The following is a 24,045-nucleotide window of genomic DNA, read 5'->3' as shown; positions in this document are numbered from 1 at the left end:
GACAGACCTCCTTGTTACCCGTGCGTATGCATGCCGGGCGTTCGCGCTATGTGTAGCTGCTCACTCCTTGCCGCCGATGAGCAGATCGACGGTGAGCTCGAGGCGCTCGGTGACATCGGTGGCGGAGGCCCGCCGCGTCAGCCACGCAGCCAGATTCGACAGCCACACATCGCTGATCACGCGGGCGATGGCGAGCTGGCGATCGGTCGGGTTGTCGTCGGCCAGGGCGAGGGCGAAGAAGCGGTCCATCACCTTGCCCACGCGATCGACCTCGGCCGCGGCGGAGGCGTCGGCGAACATGAAGGCGCGGGTCATGGCCTCGGTGAGCAGCGGATCGCGCTGCATGGCCCGGGTGACCTGGGTGAGCAGCAGGTGCATGCGCTCCTGCGGGGTCGCGCCGGCCAGCGGCTTGCGCCGTCCCTCGAACTGCTCGAATTCCCGTGCCAGCGCGGACACCAGCAGGTGCACCTTGGACGGGAAGTAGCGGTAGAGCGTGCCGACGGCGACATCCGCGCGCTCGGCGACCGCCCGCATCTGCACCGCGTCGTAACCGCCCTTGGACGCCAGCGCGAGGGTGGCGTCGAGGATGCGTTTACGGCGGTCGCGTTGTGCGGCCGAACTCAGATCCTCCTCGCTGAGGGTGGTGACGGGCGCCGTGCGCGCCCCGTCGGCTGCCTGCGATCGGGAGGGACTGGCCATCGGTTGAAAGTCCTTTCCTGCACGAATCATCGGTTCTCTCACCCAGCGGAGGCTGGCTATGAGTTCGTACCGCGACCGGACGGCGCTTGACTTACGCCCGGCTCGAACAATAGAACATGTTCTAGGAGTGGAAGTCACGCCGGAAAGGCGGTATGGAGTGTGACCATAGCCACCACTGACGAGCATAAAGCCGTTCAGGAGTCGATGCGCGGATGGGCTGCCGCGGTGCGCCCAATTGCAACACTGCGTTCAGGCGCGCCGGATTATTGGCGCGAATACTGGTCGCGCCTGGCCGATCTCGGAATATTCCGGGTCGCGGTTCCGGAAGAGGCCGGCGGTGCGGGTGGATCCGTTGGTGATCTCGCTGTTCTGGTGGAGCAGGCAGCGCATGATCTCGTAGGCGGACCCGTGCTCTCGACGGCGCTGGCGGGACTCGTTGCCGACGAGATGCTCGACGAGAATACGCCGTGCGGCGTCGCCCTCGGGGGTGAAATCGCAATATCGGCGGGTGAATCCGGTCTCAGCCTTTCCGGTACGTGGGATTCGGTGCTCGGCGCCGCCCCCGGAACCGCGGTCCTGGTCCCGGTACGCGACGGTGACCGGCGACTCTGGTGCCTGATCGACGCGGACGCGGACGGTCTGCGGATCGAACCCCTCGACGCCATCGATCGCAGTACGCCATTGGCGAATGTCGTGTGTGCGAATGTTGCTGTAACTCAGGATCGCATCTTCGAACCGGCGCAGGATGTGCTGGATCTGGCCGCCGTTCTGATTGCGGCCGAGGCCGCGGGCATTGCGGGCTGGTGCCTGGAAACCGCCACCGAATACGCCAAGGTGCGTGAACAATTCGGCCGCAAGATCGGCGAATTCCAAGCGGTCAAACACATTTGCGCGTGGATGCTGTGCCGGGCCGAACAGATTCGCGCGGTGGCCGCCGATGCCGCACATGCCGTCGATACCGGGAGTTCGGAACTCGGGTTGGCCGCCGGCGTCGCACTGGCCATCGCACTCGATGCCGCGGTGGAGACCGCCAAGGACTGCATTCAGGTGCTGGGTGGAATCGGTTTCACCTGGGAGCACGACGCGCATCTGTATTTGCGCCGGGCCACCGCCGTGCGACAGCTGGTGGGCGGTTCCGCGCGCTGGCGGGCGCGGGTCGCCGCGCTGACCCAGGCGGGCGTGCGCCGCACCGTGGGCGTCGACCTCGGGGCCGGGGAGGGCGAACCGAATTGGGACGACCTCGGATTGGACGCCGCCGCGGCCGCGGTGCTGGCGGCCGAGCTGGCGAATATCGCGGCGCTGCCGGAGTCCGAGCAGCGCGCCGCGCTGGCGGCCGCCGGACTGCTGGCCGCGCACTGGCCGGAGCCCTATGGCAAGGGCGCGGGTCCGATCCAGCGCACCTGGATCGAGGATCAGATCCGCCGGGCCGGTATCGAACTGCCGGAGCTCGCCATTGCCAACTGGGCGATTCCGACCCTGCTGCAATGGGGCACGCCCGAGCAGATCGAGCGGTACGCGCTGCCCACGCTCACCGGCGAGGTGATCTGGTGCCAGCTGTTCTCCGAACCGGAGGCGGGCTCGGATCTGGCTGCGCTGCGCACCACGGCCGAACGGGTCGAGGGCGGCTGGAAACTGCGCGGGCAAAAGGTCTGGACCTCGCTGGCCGACAAGGCCACCTGGGGTATCTGCCTGGCGCGCACGGATTCGGCCGCGCCGAAACACAAGGGCATCAGTTATTTCCTGGTGGAAATGAACAGTCCGGGAATCGATATCCGGCCGCTGGTGGAGATCACCGGTGAGGCGCGTTTCAACGAGGTCTTCCTCGATGATGTCTTCGTCCCGGACGAATGCTTGGTCGGCGCCTTGGGCAATGGCTGGAAGATCGCCCGCTCCACCCTCTCGGCCGAGCGAGTCGCCATGGGCGGCAAGGGAATCGGCAAGGAGCTGGAGGCCCTCATCGCCGCCGCGCCGACCTCCGGGCCGGGTGCGGAATTGGTGGCGGATCGACTCGGAGGACTGATCTCCGAATCTATTGCTGGAACTTTGCTGGATGCCCGAGCGGCGCAGAAACTGCTGTCCGGCGGTGATCCCGGTCCGCAGAGCAGCGTAAGAAAACTGGTCGGTGTGCGACACCGGCAGGCGGTGGCCGAATTCGCCGTCGAATTGTCTGGTGTGGCGGGCGCCCTGGAAACCGACCTGGTGAAAGAATTCCTGCTCACACGCTGTTTGTCGATTGCCGGCGGTACCGAGCAGATTCTCTTGACCGTCGCCGGGGAACGGATCCTCGGACTGCCCCGCGAATCGCACGGCTAGCCCACACCACAACCGGGAGCATGGAATTGGACTTCACCAGGGACGAGAGCCAGGACGCTGTCGCCGAGGTTGTCGTAAGTTTGCTGGAACGCGAAAGCGCGCGCGATATCGCGCTCTGGCCGGTCATTGCCGAGAGCGGTCTACTAGCGGTGCCACTACCGGAGCGCTTCGGCGGTGACGAGATGGGACCGCTCGAGGTCGCGGCCATGCTCACCGAGCTGGCCACCGATGCGGTGCAGACCCCGGCGCTGAGCACGCTCGGCTTCGGCGTCCTGCCGCTGCTGGCCATCGGCGTGCCGGATGCCCTGGCGGAGAAGGTGTTCCCGGCCGTGGCCGAGGGCGCGGTGCTCACCGCGGCGCTGCACGAGGCGGGTGCGCCGTTCACCGTGAAGCCGGAGACCGCGGCCGTCGCCGATGGCGCCACGGTGCGGATCAGCGGGCAGAAGGTGGCGGTGCCCTATGCCGACACCGCGCGCTGGATCCTGGTGCCCACCGATGCCGGGATCGCGGTCGTGGACGGTGACGCGCCCGGTATCACCCGGACCGCCTCGCCGACTTCCGATGGGGTGCCGGAGTTCTCGCTGCGTTTCGACGCCGTGCAGATTCCGGCCGAGCATCTGCTGCCCGGCGGGCTCGCCGAACTGCATCGGCTGGCCCTGGCCTGTCTGGGCTCGGTCGCCGATGGACTTCTCAAAGGCGTGCTGGCCCTGACCGCCGAGCATGTGCGCACCCGCGAGCAGTTCGGCAAGCCCCTCGCGGAATTCCAGGCGGTGGCCCAGCAGATCGCCGATGTCTACGTGGTCTCGCGCACCCTGCACGCGGCCGCCGCCTCGGCCAACTGGGCCCTGGCCCAGGACGACGACTCGGCCGAGCATCGCGAGCGCACCGACGACGATCTCGACGTGCTGGCCTACACGGTCGCCTCGGAACTGCCCGCGGCCCTGCAGAAGTGCCATCACCTGCACGGCGGCATCGGCGTCGATGTGACCCATCCGCTGCACCGCTACTACTCACAGGCCAAGGACATCGCGCGCTGGCTGGGCGGCGAATCGTTCCGGCTGGATCGACTGGGAGCCAGATGTTCATCGAACTGACCGCGCGGCAGCGGCAGCTGCGCGACGAATTGCGTTCGTACTTCGCCGGTCTCGTCACTCCCGAGGAGGAGGCCGAGATGCTGGTGAACCGGCACGGTGATGCCTACCGGGCCGTGGTCAAGCGGATGGGCGCCGACGGCCGGCTCGGAGTGGGCTGGCCGAAGGAGTACGGCGGGCGGGGTTTCGGCCCGCTGGAACAGCAGATCTTCTACAACGAGGCCGTGCGCGCGGATGTGCCGGTGCCGCTGGTCACGCTGCTGACCGTCGGCCCGGCCCTGCAGTCCTTCGGGACCGAGGCGCAGAAGAAGCAGTTCCTGCCCGGAATCCTCACGGGCGACGTGCATTTCGCCATCGGCTATTCCGAGCCGGAGGCGGGCACCGATCTCGCCGCGCTGCGCACCTCGGCGGTGCGCGATGCCAATGGCGACTGGATCGTCAACGGGCAGAAGATCTTCACCACGGGCGCGCACGAGGCCGACTACATCTGGCTGGCCGTGCGCACCGGAACGGTGGAGTCGCGGCACAAGGGCATCACGATCCTCATCGTGGACACCAAGGATCCCGGCTATTCGTGGACGCCGATCATTACCGCCGACGGCGCGCACCACACCAATGCCACCTACTTCGACAATGTCCGGGTGCCCGCCGACATGATCGTCGGCGAGGAGAACGGCGGCTGGAAGCTCATCACCACCCAGCTCAATCACGAGCGGGTCAGCCTGGGGCCGTCGGGCAAGATCGAGCAGCTCTACGAGCGGGTGCGCGACTGGGCGCAGCGCCAGGGCGTGCTCGGCGAGGCCGATGTGCGGCGCTCGCTGGGCCGCCTGCACGCCATGGTGCGGCTCAATGAACTGCTGAACTGGCAGGTCGCCTCGAATATGGAACGGTCCGACACCGCTCCGGCCGAGGTCATCGCCGATGCCTCCGCGACCAAGGTGTTCTCCACCGAGGCGGTGCAGGAGGCCGGACGGCTGGCCGAGGAGATCGTGGGCCGCTTCGGTGATCCCGCCGATCCGAAGACCGCCGAACTGCTGACCTGGCTGGACCGGCGCACCAAGCAGAACCTGGTGGTGACCTTCGGCGGCGGCGTCAACGAAGTCATGCGCGAGCTCATCGCCCAAATGGGCCTGCGGTTGCCGCGCGTCCCCAGATAGGAGTCACCCTGTGACGCAGAGCAGCACGGCCGACGATATTCGCGCGGCAATCGAGAAGATCAAGGCCGCGGGGGAGTCCGCGCCGCGGGTGGGCCGGGATCCGGTCAATCAGCCCATGATCAACAACTGGGTCGAGGCCCTCGGCGACGCCAACCCGATCTACACCGACGCCGACGCCGCCCGCGCGGCCGGGCATCCGGGCATTGTGGCGCCGCCCGCCATGGCGCAGGTGTGGACCATGCTGGGGCTCAATGGGAAACGCGCGGACGACGATCCAATGGAGCAGACCAACAAGCTGTTCGACGCCGCCGGATACACCTCGGTGGTCGCCACCAACTGCGAGCAGATCTACCACCGGTACCTGCAGATCGGCGAGCAGGTGACCGTGCGCTCCGGTATCGAGGAGCTGGTGGGGCCCAAGCGGACCGGGCTGGGGGAGGGCTGGTTCACCACCTATCGCACCAATTGGTACGTGGGTGAGGAGCTGGTCACCGAAATGCTCTTCCGCATGCTGAAATTCGCGCCGGGCACCGCGGCCCCGAAGACCGCCGAACCGGTCGCCGCCGCGCCGAGCGCCGAGGATCTCGCCAAGCGGGTGCGGCCCACGTTCTCCAAGGACACCGAATTCTTCTGGGACGGAACGAAGGCCGGTGAACTGCGCATCCAGCAGCAGCCCGACGGCACGCTGCGGCATCCGCCGGTGCCCGCGCTGTGGAAGGACAAGTCGGAGCAGACCGACTATGTCGTGGCCTCCGGCCGCGGCACCGTCTTCAGCTTCGTCGTGCACCACGCGCCGAAGGTGCCGGGGCGGCAACTGCCGTACGTGATCGCACTGGTCGAACTCGAGGAGGGCGTGCGCATGCTCGGCGAGCTGCGCGGCATCGACCCGGCCGAGGTCGAGGTGGGACTGGCCGTCGAGGCCGGTTTCGAGAAGCTCGACGAGGACAACACCGTGCCCTACTGGAAGGCAATTCGATGACAGCATCGCGAAGCGATTCCGTGAGGGGTGGTGGTCGGGCGACGGGTGGGCTGACCGCGACTGCCGGACCTGCCGCGGTGCAGGTCGGAACGACCCTGCCGGAGTTGACGATTCATGCCGACACCACCTTCGTGGTGAGCACGGCGCTCGCGACCCGGGACTTCCAGGACGTGCACCATGATCCCGCCAAGGCGGTGGAGCGCGGCTCGAAGACGATCTTCGTCAATATCCTCACCGACACCGGCCTGGTGCAGCGTTTCGTCACCGACTGGGCGGGGCCGGGCGCCATTGTGCAGTCCATTGCGCTGCGCCTGGGCGTACCGCTGTACGCGGGCGACACCCTCACCCTGTCCGGCGCCGTGACCGCCGTGGACGGCGGCGACATCACCATCGAGGTCATCGGCAAAGACAGCCTCGGCGACCATATTTCGGCGAAAGCCGTCATCTCCCTGCAGGAGGCCCAGCAGTGACGGCCCTGAGCCGCCGCGCCGCCATCGTCGGCATCGGCGCCACCGATTTCTCCAAGGACTCCGGACGCAGCGAACTGCGCCTGGCCGCCGAGGCCGTCACCGCCGCGCTCGCCGACGCCGGTCTGACCCCCGCCGATGTGGACGGCCTGACGACCTTCACCATGGATACCAATACCCAGGCCGCCGTGGCCCGGGCGGCGGGCATTCCGAGCCTGAAGTTCTTCTCCAACATCCCCTTCGGCGGTGGCGCCGCCGCGGCCACCGTGCAGCAGGCCGCCATGGCCGTGGCCACCGGCATCGCGGATGTCGTGGTCGCCTACCGCGCCTTCAACGAGCGCTCCGGAAACCGCTTCGGCCAGTTCGCCACCCACCTGGCCACCGGCAATCCGACCTCCTCGGGCGTCGACAATGCCTTCTCCTACACCCACGGCCTGGGCACCCCCGCGGCCCAGGTCGCCATGGTGGCGCGCCGCTATATGCACGTATACGGCGCTACCAGTGCGGATTTCGGCCGCGTCGCGGTCGCCGACCGCAAGCATGCCGCGGTGAATCCGGCCGCCCACTTCTACGGCAAGCCGATCACCCTGGAGGAGCACCAGGCGTCCCGCTGGATCGCCGAACCGCTGCATCTGCTCGACTGCTGCCAGGAGACCGACGGCGGCGTCGCCATCGTGGTCACCAGTGCCGAACGCGCCAAGGATCTGCCGAACACACCGGCCCTGATCGCCGGTGCGGCACAGGGTTCCGGCGCCGACCAGTACGTCATGACCTCCTACTAACGGGACGCCATGACCGGGCTGCCGGAAATGGGTCTGGTCGGCGACCAGCTCTGGGCGCAGAGCGGTTTGACTCCCGGGGACATGCAGGCCGCCATCCTGTACGACCACTTCACGCCCTTCGTTCTGATGCAGCTCGAGGAACTCGGCTTCTGCGGTCGCGGTGAAGCCAAGGACTTCATTCAGGACGGAGCGCTCGAGGTGGGCGGCCGCCTGCCCCTCAACACCCACGGCGGCCAGCTCGGCGAGGCTTATATCCACGGCATGAACGGCATTGCCGAGGGTGTCCGGCAGATCCGCGGGACCTCGGTGAACCAGGTCGACGGCCTGGAGAACATCGTCGTCACCGCCGGTACCGGCGTCCCGACCTCCGGGCTGGTCCTCACCGCGCACTGAAGGCGGTCCATTCCTTCACCAGGGCATGTCACACCCGGGCGGCGCACATCGTCCACTCGGCAGACATGGTTCGACCCTGGTGAAAGGAAACCGATTTCAATGAACACCGCCTACCACATCGTCGGAGTCGTCGCGGCCCTCTGGATCGGCTTCTCGGTGTATTCGATCATTACCGAGAAGGCGTTCGTCGTGGATCCGCTGCGCGAGTACGGGGTTCCGGCGAGCTGGTGGAACTGGCTGGGGCTGGCCAAGGCCGCCGGGGCGCTCGGACTGGTCGTGGGTTTCTTCGTTCCGGCGATCGGGATCGCCGCCGCCATCGGGCTGATTCTGTACTTCAGCGGAGCCCTGATCACCATCCTGCGGGCGCGGTCGTTCAAGACGCTGCCCTTCCCGGTGCTCTACATGGGTCCGGCGATTGCCACCCTGGCATTGCAGCTCGCGGCGTAAGTTGGTTGGGAGACAGTCGAAAACAGCGAGGGGGATGCCGTGACACTGCGCGAGGTGATGGACGGGAAGGCGCTGGGTGGCGCGCTGGTCTACGGGGAGCCGTACCAGACGCCCGAGGGCTCCACGATCATTACGGTATCGGCCACCGGGTACACCGGGGCGTGACCGGTCGGGGTGTTCGTGGTGCACGGCGCCGAGGTGAAGTGGGAGGCGGCCGAGGATCGGATCGGGGTGCTGCAGGCCCGGACCGGTCGGATCGCGGCCACCGTGGGGACGATTACGGGCCTGCTGGCCGCGGCCTTCGTGACCGGCGCGATGCTGCGGCGGCCGCCGTGGCCGGATATCCGGCTGACAGACTGCTGAGCGCGCAGCCGATGGGCGCGGCGAGCTGGTCGACGCTCGCCGCGGTATTGGGAGCGAGATGTGTTCTGGCCCCCGCGAATCGATCGAAGACCAGACCCTCGACAATGGCGACGAAGTCGGCCGCCGCGGTCTCGGGATCGGCGGCGTTCAAGGCCGTGAACAGGTCGGTGGCGTGCCGGTGGGAGAACAGGCTCGCGGTGAGCTCGGCGTGCAGGCCCGGATCGCCGAGCTGATCGACAATGAGCGTATGCCGGGCGATGAGGTGATTGCGGCGTTGTGCCAGTAGCTGATCCAACCAGACCGCAATGCCGTGCGCCACGGTGGCGGGATCCATGACAGGTGGTCGGTCGGTGTCGCGGCTCGCGGCGAAATCGGTGCGGGAGCGGGTGGCGATGCGGTCCACTATGGCCTCGATCAAGGCGCGTTTGGTGCGGAAGTAATAGGACGTCGAGCCCGCGGGCAGTTCCAGGACGGTGTCGAGGGCCCGATGGGTGAGGGCGCGCAAGCCCTGTGTGGCAATGAGATCGATGGCGCTGTCCACGATGAGCGTGCGCCGATCCGATGTGGAAGTGGTCACCTTCGGTCCTCCTCGGCCGCGTAATCCTCTACAATTATAGAGGGTGCTCTACGGATGTAGAGGGCAGAGGAGGTTGTCGTGGACACGCGAACCATCGTTCTGGATCGGGACCAGCAGCTCGCGGCCGACCGGCTGGCGGCTATCGCGGCCCGGGTGGGGAAGCGGTGGCGGCGGCCGCGCGGGCTGTACCTGCACGGCGGGCCGGGGCGCGGCAAGACCATGCTGATGGATCGGTTCTTCGCCCAGGTCGAGTCGAAGCACAAGCGGCGGTTCCACTTTCACGGCTTCTTCGCCCAGCTGAATGCCGCCATCCACACCTACGGCACGGTCGACGCGGCGGCGGACGCGCTGCTCGGCGGAGTGGATCTGGTCTGCTTCGACGAATTCCACGTCCACGATTCGGGGGACGCGACGCTGGTGGCGCGGTTGCTGGAGACCCTGTTCGCCCGGCACATCACGCTGGTGGTGACCTCGAACTACGTACCGGAGGGCCTGCTGCCGAACCCGTTGTTCCACCACCTCTTCGAGCCCACCATCGCGCGGATTCTCGAGCATCTGGACGTGGTATCGGTGAACGGCCCGGTCGACTACCGCCGTCTCGGCGGCCGCCACACCGGATTCGCGGCCGGGCAGTACCTCGTCGGCGACTGCCCGATCACCGGATCGGCCGAGGTGCCCATCGCGCACCGGCTCATGCACGCCCGCAGCGCCGAGGGTGACGCGCTCGTCGCCGACTTCGCGCAGATCTGCGGAATCCCGGTCTCGGCCGCCGATTTCCTCGAACTCACCCGGCGCTTCCGGCACTGGACCCTGTGCGGCGTGCCCGCATTGAACACCGTCCCGGAGGATTGGGTCATGCGCCTGGTGAACCTCGTGGATGTCCTCTACGACGCCGATCTGCCCCTCACCGTCCACGCAGAGGTCCCGCTCGCCGAACTCGGCGGTGCGGTCCCGTGTGTCCCCGATCTGTACCGGACCGTCTCCCGCTTGAGCGAATTGGCCGTTCCGCAAGCCGCAGTCCTCCCATAAAACGCCTGGCGGACATGCGTGCGACGACCCGGCGACACCTCGGTGAACATGCCTCCTTGATCGACAGGCATGGTTCACGTCCCGTCCACGCGCAGGGGGTCTTACGTTGCGGGCTGCTTCTTACCTTGCTCTAAGGAGACAGCACCGAACCGGAGGGGAACGATGCGAATCCGTGAGCAGGCTGGAGGTTCCGCGCCGCGGAACCCGAGCATCCCGAGCACCCGGCTGCGTGTGCTGGTGGTCGCCGAGTCCTTTCTTCCCCAGGTCAACGGCGTCACCAACTCGGTTCGCCGGGTGCTCGACCACCTTTCCGCCAAGGGCCACGAGGCTGTGCTGCTGGCTCCCACCGGGCCCGCCAAGTACGCCGGATTCCGCGTGCACGTGGTGCGCGGGGCGCGGTTGCCGTTCTATCGGGACTTCCGCATCGGTCTGGAGACGAGGCGGCGATTGCGCCGCATCATCCGGGAATTCGAGCCTGATGTCGTGCACATCGCCTCCCCGGCCACGCTCGGCTATCAGGCGGCCCGGGTGGCTGGCGAACTCGACGTGCCCACGGTGGCCATCTATCAGACCGATCTGGTCGGCTTCGCCGAGCGCTACGACCTGCCCGGCGGCGTCCGGACCATGGCCGCGCTCACCCGGCGCATCCATCTCCAGGTGGACCGCACTCTCGCGCCGTCCACCGCGAGCCTGCGCCAGCTGGAACTGATGGGCGTCCCCGGCCTGGCGCGCTGGCCGCGCGGGGTGGATTTACAGCAGTTCGGCCTGTTCCGGCGCTCGGAAGAGCTGCGAAAGCGCTTGGCCCCCAAGGGCGAAGCCCTGGTCGGCTATATCGGCCGCTTGGCTCCGGAGAAGGAACTCGAGCTGCTCGCGCACCTGCACGATGTGGACGGCATTCGCCTGGTGCTCGTCGGCGGCGACCCGGAGGAGAAGCGGTTGCGCAAACTGTTGCCGCGGGCTGCTTTCCTGGGCGTCCTGCACGGTGACGAACTGGGCGCGGCATACGCCTCCCTGGATGTCTTCGTGCACACCGGCAGGCACGAAACCTATTGCCAGGCAGCGCAGGAGGCCCTCGCCTCCGGTGTGCCCGTGGTCGCCCCGAGGTCCGGTGGCCCCATCGACGTTGTCGCCCCCGGCGCCGGATTCCTCTATCCCCCGGGCGATGCCGAGGCCATGGTCGCCCTGGTGCGCCGACTGGTGGACGATGCCGGGCTGCGCGCGCAGACCGCGGCCACCGCGCAACACAGCGTGCGGGACCGGTCCTGGGCGGCCGTCAACGATCTGCTGATCCGCCACTACCGCGAGGTCATCACCGAACGCCGGACGCGTTCGCTGCCCGACTGCGGCCCGCTCTCCAAGGAGGCCTCGTGATGCTCCGCATCTCCGTCATCGGCACCGGATATCTGGGCGCCACGCACGCCGCGGGCATGGCGGAACTCGGATTCGACGTGCTCGGCGTGGACAACAATGCCGCCAAGGCGGCCGCGCTGTCCGAGGGCACGGTGCCCTTCCACGAGCCCGGCCTGCCCGAATTGCTGGCCGGTCACGTGGCGACGGGACGGCTGCGGTTCGGCACCTCCCTGCCGGAGGCGGCCCGCTTCGCCGACATCCACTTCCTGTGTGTGGGAACCCCGCCCGGCGCGACCGGCGCCGCCGATCTCTCGCAGCTGTACGCCGCCCTCGACGGCCTGGTGCCGCACCTGACCCGTAACTGCCTCATTGTGGGCAAGTCGACGGTGCCGGTCGGCACGGCAGAGGCCTTGACGGCTCGGATCGCCGAGCTGGCGCCCCCGGGCATCTCGGTGGATTTGGCCTGGAATCCGGAGTTCCTGCGCGAGGGTCATGCCGTCCACGACACCCTGCACCCCAACCGCCTGGTCTTCGGCGTCACCACCCCCGATGCGGAATGGGCGCTGCGCCAGGTCTATTCGACGCCCATCGCCGCGGGCTCCCCGGTCGTGATCACCAATCTCCCGACCGCGGAACTGATCAAGGTCTCCGCCAATGCCTTTCTGGCGACCAAGATCTCGTTCATCAATGCCATGGCCGAACTGTGCGAGATCACCGGCGCGGACGTGACGCTGCTGGCCGACGCGCTCGGCCACGACGACCGCATCGGCCGCAAATTCCTCGGCGCCGGAATGGGATACGGCGGCGGCTGCCTGCCCAAGGACGTGCGCGCCCTGATCGCCCGGGCGGGCGAACTCGGGGCGGGCGAGTTCGTCGACTTCCTGCGCGATGTGGATGCCATCAACCTGCGCCGCCGCGAGCGCGTCGTGACCGAAACCCTGGAGCTGCTGCGCGGCTCCGGCTCCCGGCCGGTCGGCCGGGTCGGCGTGCTCGGCGCCGCGTTCAAACCGCTCTCCGATGATGTGCGTGATTCGCCCGCCCTGGATGTGGCCGTGCGGCTGCGGGCCGCGGGCGCCGAGGTGACCGTCTTCGATCCGGCCGCAACGGGTCCCGCGCGCGCCATCGCGCCGCAGCTGGTCTACGCGGCCACCGCCGCGGCGGCCCTGCACGAGGCCGATGTGGTCCTGCATCTCACCGAATGGCACGAATTCCGGGATCTGGACCCGATTTTCCTGCGCTCGGTGGCGCGGGGCAGCGTCATCATCGACGCCCGCAATACGCTCGATCCCGCGCCGTGGCTGGCGGCGGGCTGGGATTTCCGTGCACTCGGCCGCCTGGTCGAATCGCGTTCCGGTACAGCGAAAGTCACACCGCTGCGGGATCCGGCCCAGGTGGCGCCGGAGGCGACCAGGCACGATCGGTCCGCGCGCGCGGCCGCCGATTCGACCGCCTTCACCCGATTACGGGCCCGGGTACGCCGCAGCGCGTGATCGTGATGTGTATGTAACCGGTGTTCGCCATTTCCATCCTCGCGGACCGATCGGCATGTAACTATGTGCCTGATTTGTGCGGAACTCTGGTTGGGAGCGCTCGTGACTGGGGTGGGGACGGTGGCATCGCGCGCGATCGGGCTGATCGCGCTGCTCATGCTGGCCGTGGTCGCACTGCGCGGGCACATCCCCGGCACCGGCGGGCCGTCCGCCCCGCACCCGCCCTCGGCGGTGGCGCTCGCGCTCATGCCGGTGCTGCTGCTGGTCTCGGCGGTGATCCTGGTGGCCGGGGTGATCAACAGTCAGCACCACCTGCCGCTGTCCATGCCGGAGCCGCAATGCCGCCCGGACCGGCGGAGCTGGGGGCTCGGCGGGATCGCCCTGGCCGCCCTGATCGGGCTGGTGGCGCTGATCCTGCTGGCGGCCGCGGCGCTCTCGGTGTATCTGGTCGGGCCGGGCCGGGACGAGACCACGGTCGCGCCGGAAACCCCGCCCGTCACCACCGCGCCCGCGGTGGAACCGCTGCCGCCGCCGGAAGCGCCCATTGCCGCACCGCCCCTGGGCGGCGCCGCCCTGCTGCTGGTCGCCATCGGCGCGGGCGTGCTGGTCCTGGTGGCCATTGCCGGACTGGTGGTGGTCGCGGTGACCTCCTCGCGTCGTCCGGCGCCCGCGTCCGGTCAGCTCGGCCCGGCAAAGCCCGCCGAGGCGGTCTCCCTCGCCAAGGTCGCGGCCATGGGCCTGGCGGCCATGACCGCACCGGGCCAGGATCCGCGCACGGCCATCATCGCCTGCTATGTCGCCATGGAACACGGCCTGTCGACCGCCCGGGAGGTGGCCCCGCTGGCCTCGGACACCCCGTCGGAGGTGCTGGCCCGCGCCTTCGATCGCGGCTTCCTGCACGACGCCTCGGCCCGCGAGCTGGTGGCATTGTTCGAGGAGGCGCGCTTCAGCCCGCATTCCATGCTGCAGTGGCAGCGGATGCGGGCCGAGCAGCTGCTGCGTATCGTATTGGCTGATCTACAAGGGCAGGCGGCATGAAAAGTGTTGGCGCCGTGGCTGTCCGGCCGGAATGGTGGGGGTGACCGGCAATGAATCGGATCGCGATCGTGGTGGGCGGGCTGGTCCTGGTCGTGGTGTTCGAGGCGCTCGCCTTCGGCAATGAGCGCGCCACCCTGCTGCCGGTGGCCGCCATCCCCGTGGCCGGTGCGCTGGGGCTGCTGCTGTGGTCGCTGGTGGAGCGCGACCGCCGGTTGCGCCAGGACGGGCCCGCCGATCACGAGATCGACAATGGCCCGGCGGAGATGCTGCACCGCTGGCAGGCGCGCGCCCAGATGCTGGCCGAGCGCGCCGACGGCACCCGCGCTGACTGGGATCGGCATCTACGTCCCTTGCTGGCCAAGGAATTCGAGCTGACCAGCGGACATCGAATGGCCAAGAACCGGCGCGCGCACGAGGCCGCCGGACTGCTGCAGTTCGGACCGGAACTGTGGCGATGGGTGGATCCGGCGAATTCGGCGCTGCGCGATCAGGTCGGCCGGGCCCCGGGCCGACCGGCCCTGGACGAGATCCTGCGCCGCCTCCAGAACATGTGAACGAGATGCGAGATACGACATGACCTCACCGATGGACGTGACCATCAAGCGCACCGATGCCGTGCTGCGCGAAATGTCCCGGGTGGTGGTCGGCAAGCGGGACGAGCTGCAGCTGATCATGATCGCGGTGCTGTCCGGCGGCCATATCCTCATCGAGGACCTCCCGGGCCTGGGCAAGACCCTCATCGCCCGCTCCTTCGCCGCCACGCTGGGCCTGAACTTCACCCGCGTGCAGTTCACCCCCGATCTGCTGCCCGCCGATCTCATCGGCTCCACCATCTACGACATGCATTCCGGCCGTTTCAGTTTCCGCCGCGGACCGGTCTTCACCAATATGCTGCTGGCCGACGAGGTCAACCGCACCCCGCCCAAGACCCAGGCCGCCCTGCTCGAGGCCATGGCCGAGGGGCAGGTCTCCATCGACGGCGAAACCTTCCCGCTGCCACAGCCTTTCATTGTCATGGCCACCGACAATCCGATAGAGTACGAGGGCACCTACCCGCTGCCCGAGGCCCAGCTCGACCGCTTCGCCATGCAACTGCGCCTGGGCTATCTGTCCGAATCCGATGAGATGCAGATGATCCGCCGCCGCCTGGAGCGCGGTGCGCAACCGGCCCAGGTCGGCCAGGTGGTCGATGCCGACGGCCTGCTGGAGATGCGCCAGTCCGTCGAATACGTCACCGTGCATCCGGATGTGGTCGGCTATGTCGTCTCCCTCGCCGCCTCCACCCGCGGCCACCCCCAGGTGGAGGTCGGCGCCAGCCCGCGCGCCGAACTCGACCTCGTCCAGATGGCCCGCGCCCGCGCGCTGCTCGACAATCGCGACTACATCGTCCCCGAAGACGTGAAGGCCCTGGCCATTCCGGCCATGGCGCACCGCATCACGCTGCGCCCGGAAATGTGGGTCCGCCGCATTCGCGGCGAGGACGTGATCGCCGAACTACCGCGCCGCCTCCCGGTCCCGCGCGCGACGACCGCGTGAGCGACCGGGCACGCGGCGGTACCGGAGTGGGGCGCGCATGAGGCACCGCGATACGAGCACCGCGATCGAGGCGGAACTGCGCTGGCGGCCCGCGCCCCTGGTGTTCATGCTGGCCGCCGCGTCCGCACCTGCGCTGGTGCTGGCGGTGGTGTTCGGGCAGTGGCAGCTGGTGGTGTTCGCGGCGCCCATGCTCGGGGTGCTGGCCACCGCGCCGCTGCAGCAGTCGCGCACCCGGATCCAGGTCGACGGGGCCGGAATCCTGCGCTGCTTCGAGACCGAGGAGGTGGTGCTGACCGCCGCCGCGTTCGTGGAGAGCGGGCATGCGCTGCTGCGGCTGCATGCGGAATCCGTGCCCGGTATGGAGTTACGGGTGGAGGAGGCGGTGGACTCCGGTCCCGCGCCCGCGGGCCTGCGGGTGGCATTGTCGGCGCCGCGCTGGGGGCGGTATCCGGTGCCGGTGCGGGTGACGGCGCTGAGCCCGGCCGGGCTGGCGGTGGCCTCGGTGCTGCTGCCCGCCGGGGAGGTGTACGTGTATCCGATCACCGATCCGCAGCGAATGCGCTTGCCGCGCAACGAACTTACCGAGCGGATCGGCTCGCATCTGACCCGGCGGCACGGTCCGGGCGTGGAATTCGCCGATGTGCGCGCCTACGCGCCCGGGGACGAGCTGCGCACGGTGAACTGGCGGGTGAGCGCACGGCGCGGGCGGCTGTTCGTGACCGAGCGGTTCACCAACCGGGCCGCCGATGTGGTTGTGCTGGTGGACACTTCGCTGCAAGCGCCGGGTCCGGCCAGTGATTCGCTGGAGCTGTCGGTGCGCGGGGCGGCGCAGGTCGCGCAGTCGGCGCTGCAGGCCGGGGACCGCACCGCCGTGGTCTGCCTGGGCCGCGCGCCGCGCTGGCTGCGGCCCGATATCGGCCGCCGCCAGTTCTATCGGATCGTGGACGCCGTCCTGGATGTCGGCGATGAGCACATCGCCACCACCGGCACGCTGGCCCCGCACGCCGCGGTGCCGATCGGCGCGGTGGTCATCGCCTTCTCGACCCTGCTGGACACCCAATTCGCCCTGGCGCTCATCGATCTGCGCAAACGCGGGCATGCGGTCGTGGTGGTGGACGTGCTGCGCGGCCCGCCCTTCGGCGACGGCCTGGAGTCCACGCTGGCGCGCATGTGGCAGCTGGAGCGCACCTCCATGTATCGCGATATGGGCACCGTGGGCGTGGATATCGTGCCGTGGCCGGAGGACGCGCGCCTGGATCAGGTCATGCGGCTGCTGCCCGAGCACCGCCGTACCGTGCGGGTGCGCCGATGACCAGATTCCTCGCGGTGTTGTCGGGACTGCTGCTGACGCTCGGGGTCGCGCTGGTGCAGCCCTGGGCGGTGGTGCCGCTGCTGCCGCTCGCGGTGGCGGGCTGGCGCTGGCGGGCGGGTGCGGTGGGCGCGGTGCTGGTGGCGCTGGTCGTGCTCACCATCGCCGATACCGGAGCGGTGGTGGCGGGGGCGATCGGCCTGGTCGCGACCACGTACTTGCTGAATACGGCCACCGTCTCGGCCCCGGTCGGCGTGGTGCCCACCACCGGCCCCTCGGTGGCGGGCGCGCTGGTCTTCACCGTGGCCGCGGGCGCCGCGACGGTACTGCCCGCCGGGCTGGCGTGGCTGCCCATCGCGGCGCCGATCGCGGTAATCCTGCTGTACGCCTGGATCATTCGAGGTGTTTCCGAATAGTCCGGTTTCGACCCGGTCGGTCGCCGTGGCAGGCGAGCCCGGCAATCTTTCGGGAAGTTGATTCGGCATTGTGCGTTCGAGAGTTTGCGCGGGGGTGCTGCGGGCTGTCGGATCGGCAAACCCCCGGGCCGCCAGGGTAATCCGTACGGCTTGACGGGGGCGGCAGCAGACGGCGGGCGAACGGTAAGTGCAGCTGCACGTACACTCAGCAATCCCATAGCGAATGATTGTTCCGCCGAGCCCCGCCGGAGGGCGACCGGCGGGGCGGGCGGCCCATCCGACCGCCGCTGCAGTTCAGATGGGTGGTTCCGGTTACTGGAGGGCGGGTGGCATGCGGGTCGGTTTGATCCGCCCGGCGTCGATGAGAGCCCGGAAAGCGGCGGCCTTGCGGGCACATTCGGTGACCGGGCACCGGCGATGCTGCTGCATCGTGCGATGGGCCTCGGACACCCCGAAGGGCTCCTCGGGAGCCAGGTGGGACCAGGCGTTGGAGATGGGTTCCGGATCCGGGGATGTATTGCGCTCGTTACTGATTCGTTCGCTAATCCGGTCCACGGAGAGCCGGTCCGGATCGCGGGTGGGATGGTGCAGGCTCATGACGGTTGCCGCCATGATCGCCAGCATTGCGAGAGTGACCGTGAACACCTGCCAGGCGGCCATTTGCTCACCTTCTCCAGTCAATCGGTTTCAATTGGATGTAGTTCGCTAGATATTCACCGTATAGCTCGAGACGTTACTTCGGCCAGCGCGTCATGGGTCAGAAACAGGCGAATTTCGGCCTCTGCCAGCAACTTAGCCAGCCGTTTCGGGTCCGTATACGCCGAAAGTTTGCGACGATTGACAAGGTGACCGACGGGCAGGCACAACTGCGCTCCATAACCAGCGCGGCGCTGCTGGTCGACTTCGCCACCGGCCGGGGGCTGGAAACGGCAGTGGTGCTGCGGGACACCGGCATTCGCGAATCCGACCTGGTGGACTCCACCGCCGAGATCACCCTGGGCCAGGAATTGGCCCTGATGCGCAATGTCGTGGCCGGTGTGGGCGATGAACCCGGTGTCGGCCTCATGGCCGGGTTGCTGTGCCATCCGCCCAGCCTGGGCGTACTCGGATTCGCCCTGATGAGCTGCAATACCGTGCGCGATGCCGTCGAGATGGCGCTGCGCTACGCCGATCTGTCCTTCACCGTCGCGCGCCACACCCTGGTCATGAACGAGCAGGAAGTCTCCATCATTCGCGACGACAGCCACGTCCCGCCCGAATTGCGCCGTTTCGCGGTGGAGCGGGATGTGGCCGCCATCTGGACCATTCAGCAGGACGTCATGCCCATGCGCCCGCCGCTGACCAGGGTGGCCGTGGCCTTCCCGCCGCATCCGGTCTACGAGATGTTCGGCGCCATGCTGGGTGTGGAGGAGGTCGTCTTCAACGCACCGCGATCGGTGGTCACCGGCCCAGCCAGCATTCAGAATCTGCAACTGCCACAAGCGAATGCGGCCACCGCCCGCTACTACGAGAAGCAGTGCGCCGACCTCATGCAGCGCCGCAAGCGCCGCCAGGGAGTGAGCGGCCGCGTCCGCCAGCTGCTCATCAGCCGCGGCGGCGTCGCCGATCAGGCCCGCATTGCCGCCGAACTCGATATCAGCGTCCGCACCCTGCGCCGCCGCCTCGCCGACGAGGGCACCACCTTCCGCGAACTCACCACCGAGACGGTCGGCCTGCTGGCCGAGGAACTCCTCATTACCGGAATGACCGTGGAACAGGCCGCCGTGCGCCTCGGCTATGCCAGCGTCTCCGCCTTCACCTCGGCCTTCCGCGCGTGGAAGGGGCAGTCTCCCGGCCAGTTCGCGCGGGAGAATCGTGGCCGGGTTTCGATCAGGGTCTAACCCGAGTCAGGCCGGGTAGACCGCAAAGTGGCCCAAATCAGACATAACAAACCGGGTCATGACCTAAATTCGGCCACAACCCTGCTGTTTTGACCTGAATCAGGCCGAATAGCTGAGGGTGACGTCGGCGAGCACCGGTGCATCCTCGCGCTCCACGACCGTGGCCGCGATGGTGAGTTCGCCGTCGCCGCGCCAGATCCGGCTGCGGATGGTCTCGCCCGGGTAGAGGACACCGGCGAAGCGGGCCCGGAAACCGGTGACGCGGGCGGCATCCGAATCCAGGGCGGTGTCGGTGGCGGTCTTGAGGACCAGGCCGTAGGTGCACAGGCCGTGCAGGATCGGGTTGGGGAATCCGGCATTACGGGCGAATTCGGGATCCGAGTGCAGGGGGTTGCGGTCGCCGCACATGCGGTACAGCAGCGCCTGCTGCGGCAGGGTCGGGGTCAGGACGTCGAAATCCGTTGCGCGGTCGGGGAGTTCGGTCTTGGAGGACGGGCCGCGTTCGCCGCCGAAGCCGCCCTCGCCCTTGGCGAAGATGGAGGAGCGGGCGGTCCACAGGGGTTCGCCGTCGGAGCCCACGACGGTGTCCTCGCGCCACACCACCGCGGCCGAGCCCTTGTCCCAGATATCGGTGATGCGGCCGGTGGTGGTGGCCTTGCCGAAGGCCGGGATCGGGCGGTGCACCGTGATCTCCTGGCTGCCGTGCACGACCTTGGCCAGATCGATATCGATGCCGGGGAACTTCACCTGCGGCGGCTCGGTCTCGTGGAAGGACGGCGCGACGGTCGCGAAGGACGGCAGCACCTGCGGATTCCGGTCATCCAGATAGCGCAATTTGGCCGGATCGGTCCAGCGCGCCCCGCCGCCCAGCGCCAGGTTGTAGGTCTGCACATCGCTGGGAGTCCAGCTGAACTCCCGCGACGGAAGTGCCGCGCCGAGCGCGATATTCAGGTCGATGGGCATGAAGTTCTCCTCGGTGAGATCGGTGGACGGCACCCACGATGCGAACCCACTCGTTCGATCGTGTGGCGCACGCGCGCGTCTCCGCAAGCCGCGGTCCGCTCGCCGGGACCGGTGCGCGGTCGCGATATTCGATTGGCTGGTTGGGCCGGGGCGAGTCCCACGTGACCTGAACTCGCACCCGGCCCGTTCCTGAACCGGGTTGGGACGGTTCAGGAGGCTTTCTGCGCGGCGGGCTGCCCGTTCTTCGCCTTGGCGGCGATATCCAGGGCGGCCAGATAGCCGAAGGTGATGGCCGGGCCGATGGTGGCGCCGGGACCGGCGTAGGTGTGGCCCATGACCGGGGCGGAGGTATTGCCCGCGGCGTAGAGGCCGTCGATGACCGAGCCGTCCTCGCGCAGCACGCGGCCGTCATTGTCGGTGACCAGGCCACCCTTGGTGCCGAGATCGCCCGGCACCATCTTGACCGCGTAGTACGGGCCGACCTCGAGCTTGTTCAGGCAGGGGTTGGGCTTGATGGTCGGATCGCCGTAGTACCGGTCGTAGGCGCTGTCGCCGCGGCCGTAGTCCTCGTCCTTGCCGGTGTCGGCGAAGCCGTTGAAGCGGTTCACGGTGGCGGCCAGGTTATCCGCGGGCACCCCGATCTTCTCGGCCAGCTCGGCCAGGGTCGGGGCGATGACGATCAGGTCGTTTTCCATCCAGCGGGACGGAATCCGCTGGCCAGGCTGCAACCCGGCGAAGATGTAGCGACTCCGGTAGCGCTGATCGAAGACCAGCCAGCACGGCACGTTCTCGCCCGGACCCTCACCCTGCCCGTATTCGCCGCCGTACATGGTGTGCACAGCCTCGACGTAAGGAGCGGACTCATTACCGAATCGCCGCCCCTGCGTATTGATCATGATGCTGCCCGGCAGATTGCGCTCGGCGAGGCAGAACCAGGTCTTGTTCGGACCCTGGAACGTGGTCGGACCCCACCAGGCGTCCTCCATGAAGTCCAGGGCCGCGCCCGCGTCGATGCCCGCGCGAATACCGTCGCCGGTATTGGCCATCGCACCGGTGGTCCAGTCCGCGGAAATGGGCTCGCGCTGGTACTTGTGCCGCATATCGGCATTGCGCTCGAAACCGCCGCTGGCCAGGATGACGCCGTACTTGGCGTTGAACCGGACGGTCTCGCCGTTCTGCTCGGCCTCCACGCCGGTGACCACGCCGTTCTCGATGACCAGCCCGGTCAGCGGAGTATTCAGCAGCACAGGCACATTCGAGTCCTGCAGGCCCTTGCGCATACCGGCGATAATGGCCCGCCCCATGCCGACCAGTTCCTTACCGGAGACCTTGCCCCAGGCCCAGCGCGTGCCGACCCGCAGCACGGTCACCAGCCCGATCGGATGCCGCCGCAGCAGGTTCAGCTTCTTGTAATCGGCCTGCATGACCACCACGTTCAGCGGCGCCTTGCTGTACGGCGGTTCCAGATTGCGGCGCTCCTCGCCGAGGATCTTCAGATTGAACGGCTTGGGCTCGCAGCTGCGGCCCTCCGACTTGCCGCCCGGCGCCTCCGGGTAGTAGTCGGAGTAGCCCGGCACCCACTTCATCTTCAGCGGGGTGTTGTCCAGGACGAAGTCGAAAGCCTCTGCGCCGCGGTCGATATAGGTATCGATCTTCTCCTTGGGCACCACATCGCCGATGATGTTGTAGAGGTAGGTGCGCGCCTCGTCGCGGTCGTCGGGACGGCCCGAGGCCCGCAGCGCCTTGTTGCCCGGAATCCATACGCCACCACCGGAGCGAGCGGTCGAGCCGCCGTAGTGCGCGGCCTTTTCGATGAGCACCGTGCGCAGACTGCGGTGCGCGGCAGTGAGGGCGGCGGTCATACCGGCGGCACCGCTGCCGACCACCACCACGTCGTAATCCCGATCAGTCATGTAGAACACGTTATAGAATCAATCCTGGTTTGGTCTATGTTGGTCTGGCAGATAGGACCGCTGACGCGATGTTCTTCACAAAAACTCGTTTCAGTTTCTAGTGGAAGGAAGACAGCGTGCTGAGCGACGCGCTTCGGAGTGAACTGGCAGATGAGCTCGCCGTGGCCGAGCGCGATCGGGTGCCGCTGGACCCGCTGGTCGCCCGGCATCCCGAGATCGACGTGGTCGACGCCTATGAGATCCAGCTGGTGAACATGCGCCGCCGGATCGCGGGCGGCGCCGTCGTGATCGGCCACAAGGTGGGCCTGTCGTCCAAGGCCATGCAGCAGATGATGGGCGTGGACGAGCCGGACTACGGGCATCTGCTCGCCGAGATGGAAGTCTTCGAGAACGTTCCCGTGGACACCTCGCAGTACCTCTACCCGCGTGTGGAGGTCGAGGTCGGATTCGTGCTCGGCGCGGATCTGCCCGGCGAGGACTGCACCGAAGAGGACGTCCTGAAGGCCACCGTCGCCTACGCGCCCGCCATCGAGCTGATCGACACCCGCATCAAGGACTGGAAGATCGGGCTCTGCGACACCATCGCCGACAATGCCTCCTCCGCCGGATGGGTGCTCGGCCCGGAGCGCATCGCGCCGGATCAGCTGGATATCAAGAAGATCGACGCCGTCCTCACCCGCAATGGCGAGGTGGTGGCCGAGGGTCGCAGCGATGCGGTGCTCGGTGATCCGACCATTGCCGTGGCGTGGCTGGCCCGCAAGGTCGCCTCGTTCGGGGTGCGCCTGAAGAAGGGCGACATCGTGCTGCCCGGTTCCTGCACCCGCGCCATCGACGCCCGCCCGGGCGACGACTTCACCGCCGAGTTCGCCGGACTCGGTTCCGTCCGGCTGTCCTTCAGCTGACACTGACATCACCGCACAAGGGAGTAACCCGTGACTGCAAGCAGAGTCACCGCCGCGATCGTCGGGTCCGGCAATATCAGCACCGATCTGCTGTACAAGCTGCTGCGCTCGGAGAAGATCGAGCCGCGCTGGATGATCGGCATCGATCCGGATTCCGAGGGGCTCAAGCGCGCCCGCGGCCTCGGCCTGGAGACCTCGGCGGAGGGCGCGGATTGGCTGCTGGCGCTGCCGGAGAAGCCGGATCTGCTGTTCGAGGCCACCTCGGCGTACGTGCACCGGGCGTATGCGCCCAAGTACGAGGCCGCGGGCATTCGCGCGGTGGACCTCACCCCGGCCGCCGTCGGCCCGGCCGTGATTCCGCCGGTCAATCTGGATTCGCTGCGGGATGCGCCGAACGTCAACATGATCACCTGCGGTGGGCAGGCGACCATTCCCATGGTGGCCGCGGTGTCCCGGGTCGTCCCGGTGGCCTACGCCGAGATCGTGGCGTCGGTGTCCTCGGTGTCGGCCGGTCCCGGAACGCGCGCGAATATCGACGAGTTCACCAAGACCACCTCCAAGGGCGTGGAGACCATCGGCGGCGCGCAGCGCGGTAAGGCCATCATCATCCTGAATCCGGCCGAACCGCCGATGATCATGCGCGACACCATCTTCTGCGCCATTCCCGAGGATGCCGACCGCGAGGCCATTACCGCGTCCATCCACGAGATGGAGAAGTCCATTCAGGAGTACGTGCCCGGCTACCGGCTGCTCAACGAGCCGCAGTTCGACGAGCCGTCGGTGATTTCTGGTGGCATGGCCAAGGTTTCGATCTTCGTCGAGGTCGAGGGCGCGGGCGACTTCCTGCCGCTCTACGCGGGCAATCTGGACATCATGACGGCCGCCGCCACCAAGGTGGGCGATGTGCTGGCCGATCAGATCATCTCGGCTCGGGTGTAAGGAGATTCGGAC

23 protein-coding genes and 1 pseudogene are annotated in these 24,045 nt (G+C 68.0%); 19 read left to right on the top strand and 5 right to left on the bottom strand.

All coding sequences use genetic code 11. The annotated features are described in order from the left end of the window. Nucleotides 1-60 precede the first annotated feature (60 nt). A complete protein-coding gene (kstR, locus tag NC4_RS01610) occupies nt 61-699 on the bottom strand; it encodes a cholesterol catabolism transcriptional regulator KstR (protein ID WP_067531426.1) in 639 nt (212 codons plus the stop codon). Nucleotides 700-858: 159 nt separating this feature from the next. On the opposite strand from kstR, the gene NC4_RS01605 reads away from it, so the two are divergent. The 8 genes and pseudogenes from NC4_RS01605 to NC4_RS45040 all read left to right on the top strand — a co-directional run bounded on the left by NC4_RS01605 (nt 859) and on the right by NC4_RS45040 (nt 8,493). Then, nucleotides 859-3,012 (top strand): acyl-CoA dehydrogenase family protein, encoded by a 2,154-nt coding sequence (locus NC4_RS01605; protein ID WP_067531424.1) that lies wholly within the window; start codon nt 859-861, stop codon nt 3,010-3,012. 26 nt (nt 3,013-3,038) lie between these two features. Continuing rightward, nucleotides 3,039-4,106, top strand: a complete 1,068-nt coding sequence (locus NC4_RS01600) for an acyl-CoA dehydrogenase family protein (protein ID WP_067531665.1) — start codon at nt 3,039-3,041, stop codon at nt 4,104-4,106. After that, the gene (locus tag NC4_RS01595) at nt 4,091-5,260 is read left to right on the top strand and encodes an acyl-CoA dehydrogenase family protein (protein ID WP_067531422.1); all 1,170 of its coding nucleotides are present in this window, start codon (nt 4,091-4,093) and stop codon (nt 5,258-5,260) included. Before NC4_RS01600 ends, NC4_RS01595 begins: the two co-directional genes overlap by 16 nt. A gap of 10 nt (nt 5,261-5,270) precedes the next feature. Continuing rightward, nucleotides 5,271-6,239 carry a bifunctional MaoC family dehydratase N-terminal/OB-fold nucleic acid binding domain-containing protein gene (locus NC4_RS01590; RefSeq protein WP_067531420.1) on the top strand — a complete coding sequence of 323 codons (969 nt, stop codon included), beginning with the start codon at nt 5,271-5,273 and terminating at the stop codon, nt 6,237-6,239. Between the two features lie 50 nt (nt 6,240-6,289). Next, entirely contained in the window at nt 6,290-6,709 is a 420-nt protein-coding gene (locus NC4_RS01585; protein WP_067531663.1) for a MaoC family dehydratase, read from the top strand. Further along, nucleotides 6,706-7,881 (top strand): annotated as a pseudogene (locus NC4_RS01580) (lipid-transfer protein). Before NC4_RS01585 ends, NC4_RS01580 begins: the two are co-directional and overlap by 4 nt. 99 nt (nt 7,882-7,980) lie before the next feature. Further along, entirely contained in the window at nt 7,981-8,328 is a 348-nt protein-coding gene (locus NC4_RS01575) for a DoxX family protein (protein ID WP_067531418.1), read from the top strand. 39 nt (nt 8,329-8,367) lie between these two features. Next, entirely contained in the window at nt 8,368-8,493 is a 126-nt protein-coding gene (locus tag NC4_RS45040; protein ID WP_439957466.1) for a hypothetical protein, read from the top strand. Between the two features lie 112 nt (nt 8,494-8,605). Here NC4_RS45040 and NC4_RS01570 read toward each other — a convergent pair whose 3' ends face one another. Continuing rightward, the gene (locus NC4_RS01570; protein WP_067531416.1) at nt 8,606-9,268 is read right to left on the bottom strand and encodes a TetR/AcrR family transcriptional regulator; all 663 of its coding nucleotides are present in this window, start codon (nt 9,266-9,268) and stop codon (nt 8,606-8,608) included. A gap of 78 nt (nt 9,269-9,346) precedes the next feature. On the opposite strand from NC4_RS01570, the gene zapE reads away from it, so the two are divergent. The 8 genes from zapE (at nt 9,347) to NC4_RS01530 (ending at nt 17,436) form a co-directional block, all read left to right on the top strand. After that, nucleotides 9,347-10,297 carry a cell division protein ZapE gene (gene zapE, locus NC4_RS01565; protein WP_067531414.1) on the top strand — a complete coding sequence of 317 codons (951 nt, stop codon included), beginning with the start codon at nt 9,347-9,349 and terminating at the stop codon, nt 10,295-10,297. 162 nt (nt 10,298-10,459) lie between these two features. Next, nucleotides 10,460-11,668, top strand: a complete 1,209-nt coding sequence (locus tag NC4_RS01560; protein ID WP_067531412.1) for a glycosyltransferase family 4 protein — start codon at nt 10,460-10,462, stop codon at nt 11,666-11,668. Continuing rightward, on the top strand, nt 11,668-13,137 hold the full coding sequence (locus tag NC4_RS01555) for a UDP-glucose dehydrogenase family protein (protein WP_218020880.1): 1,470 nt from the start codon (nt 11,668-11,670) through the stop codon (nt 13,135-13,137). The genes NC4_RS01560 and NC4_RS01555 overlap by 1 nt, the downstream gene beginning before the upstream one ends. 120 nt (nt 13,138-13,257) lie before the next feature. Next, nucleotides 13,258-14,175, top strand: coding sequence for a DUF4129 domain-containing protein (locus NC4_RS43815; protein WP_281186211.1), 918 nt, complete (start codon nt 13,258-13,260; stop codon nt 14,173-14,175). Nucleotides 14,176-14,225: 50 nt separating this feature from the next. Beyond that, nucleotides 14,226-14,729 (top strand): hypothetical protein, encoded by a 504-nt coding sequence (locus NC4_RS01545; RefSeq protein WP_067531408.1) that lies wholly within the window; start codon nt 14,226-14,228, stop codon nt 14,727-14,729. 19 nt (nt 14,730-14,748) lie between these two features. Beyond that, nucleotides 14,749-15,711 carry an AAA family ATPase gene (locus tag NC4_RS01540; protein WP_067531406.1) on the top strand — a complete coding sequence of 321 codons (963 nt, stop codon included), beginning with the start codon at nt 14,749-14,751 and terminating at the stop codon, nt 15,709-15,711. A 37-nt stretch (nt 15,712-15,748) separates the two neighbouring features. Beyond that, the gene (locus NC4_RS01535; RefSeq protein WP_067531404.1) at nt 15,749-17,023 is read left to right on the top strand and encodes a DUF58 domain-containing protein; all 1,275 of its coding nucleotides are present in this window, start codon (nt 15,749-15,751) and stop codon (nt 17,021-17,023) included. Then, nucleotides 17,020-17,436, top strand: coding sequence for a hypothetical protein (locus tag NC4_RS01530; protein WP_067531402.1), 417 nt, complete (start codon nt 17,020-17,022; stop codon nt 17,434-17,436). The genes NC4_RS01535 and NC4_RS01530 overlap by 4 nt, the downstream gene beginning before the upstream one ends. 312 nt (nt 17,437-17,748) lie before the next feature. Here NC4_RS01530 and NC4_RS01525 read toward each other — a convergent pair whose 3' ends face one another. Beyond that, complete coding sequence (locus NC4_RS01525; RefSeq protein ID WP_067531400.1) at nt 17,749-18,096, bottom strand: hypothetical protein; 348 nt, start codon at nt 18,094-18,096, stop codon at nt 17,749-17,751. A gap of 185 nt (nt 18,097-18,281) precedes the next feature. Here NC4_RS01525 and NC4_RS01520 point away from each other — a divergent pair, with 185 nt between their 5' ends. Beyond that, nucleotides 18,282-19,316, top strand: coding sequence for an AraC family transcriptional regulator (locus NC4_RS01520; protein WP_067531398.1), 1,035 nt, complete (start codon nt 18,282-18,284; stop codon nt 19,314-19,316). 99 nt (nt 19,317-19,415) lie between these two features. On the opposite strand, the gene chsH3 is transcribed toward NC4_RS01520, so the two are convergent. Beyond that, entirely contained in the window at nt 19,416-20,279 is an 864-nt protein-coding gene (chsH3, locus tag NC4_RS01515) for an enoyl-CoA hydratase ChsH3 (protein ID WP_067531660.1), read from the bottom strand. A 209-nt stretch (nt 20,280-20,488) separates the two neighbouring features. Next, nucleotides 20,489-22,192 carry a 3-oxosteroid 1-dehydrogenase gene (gene kstD, locus NC4_RS01510; RefSeq protein WP_084528360.1) on the bottom strand — a complete coding sequence of 568 codons (1,704 nt, stop codon included), beginning with the start codon at nt 22,190-22,192 and terminating at the stop codon, nt 20,489-20,491. Nucleotides 22,193-22,308: 116 nt separating this feature from the next. Between kstD and NC4_RS01505 the strand changes: the two genes are divergently transcribed. Together NC4_RS01505 and NC4_RS01500 are read left to right on the top strand one after the other, a co-directional pair. After that, a complete protein-coding gene (locus NC4_RS01505; RefSeq protein ID WP_067531394.1) occupies nt 22,309-23,094 on the top strand; it encodes a 2-keto-4-pentenoate hydratase in 786 nt (261 codons plus the stop codon). 30 nt (nt 23,095-23,124) lie between these two features. Continuing rightward, on the top strand, nt 23,125-24,033 hold the full coding sequence (locus NC4_RS01500; protein WP_067531392.1) for an acetaldehyde dehydrogenase (acetylating): 909 nt from the start codon (nt 23,125-23,127) through the stop codon (nt 24,031-24,033). Nucleotides 24,034-24,045: the final 12 nt, after the last annotated feature.

This window comes from Nocardia crassostreae (assembly GCF_001613405.1).
Classification (GTDB): domain Bacteria; phylum Actinomycetota; class Actinomycetes; order Mycobacteriales; family Mycobacteriaceae; genus Nocardia; species Nocardia crassostreae.
This window is presented reverse-complemented; position numbering and strand designations above follow the sequence as displayed.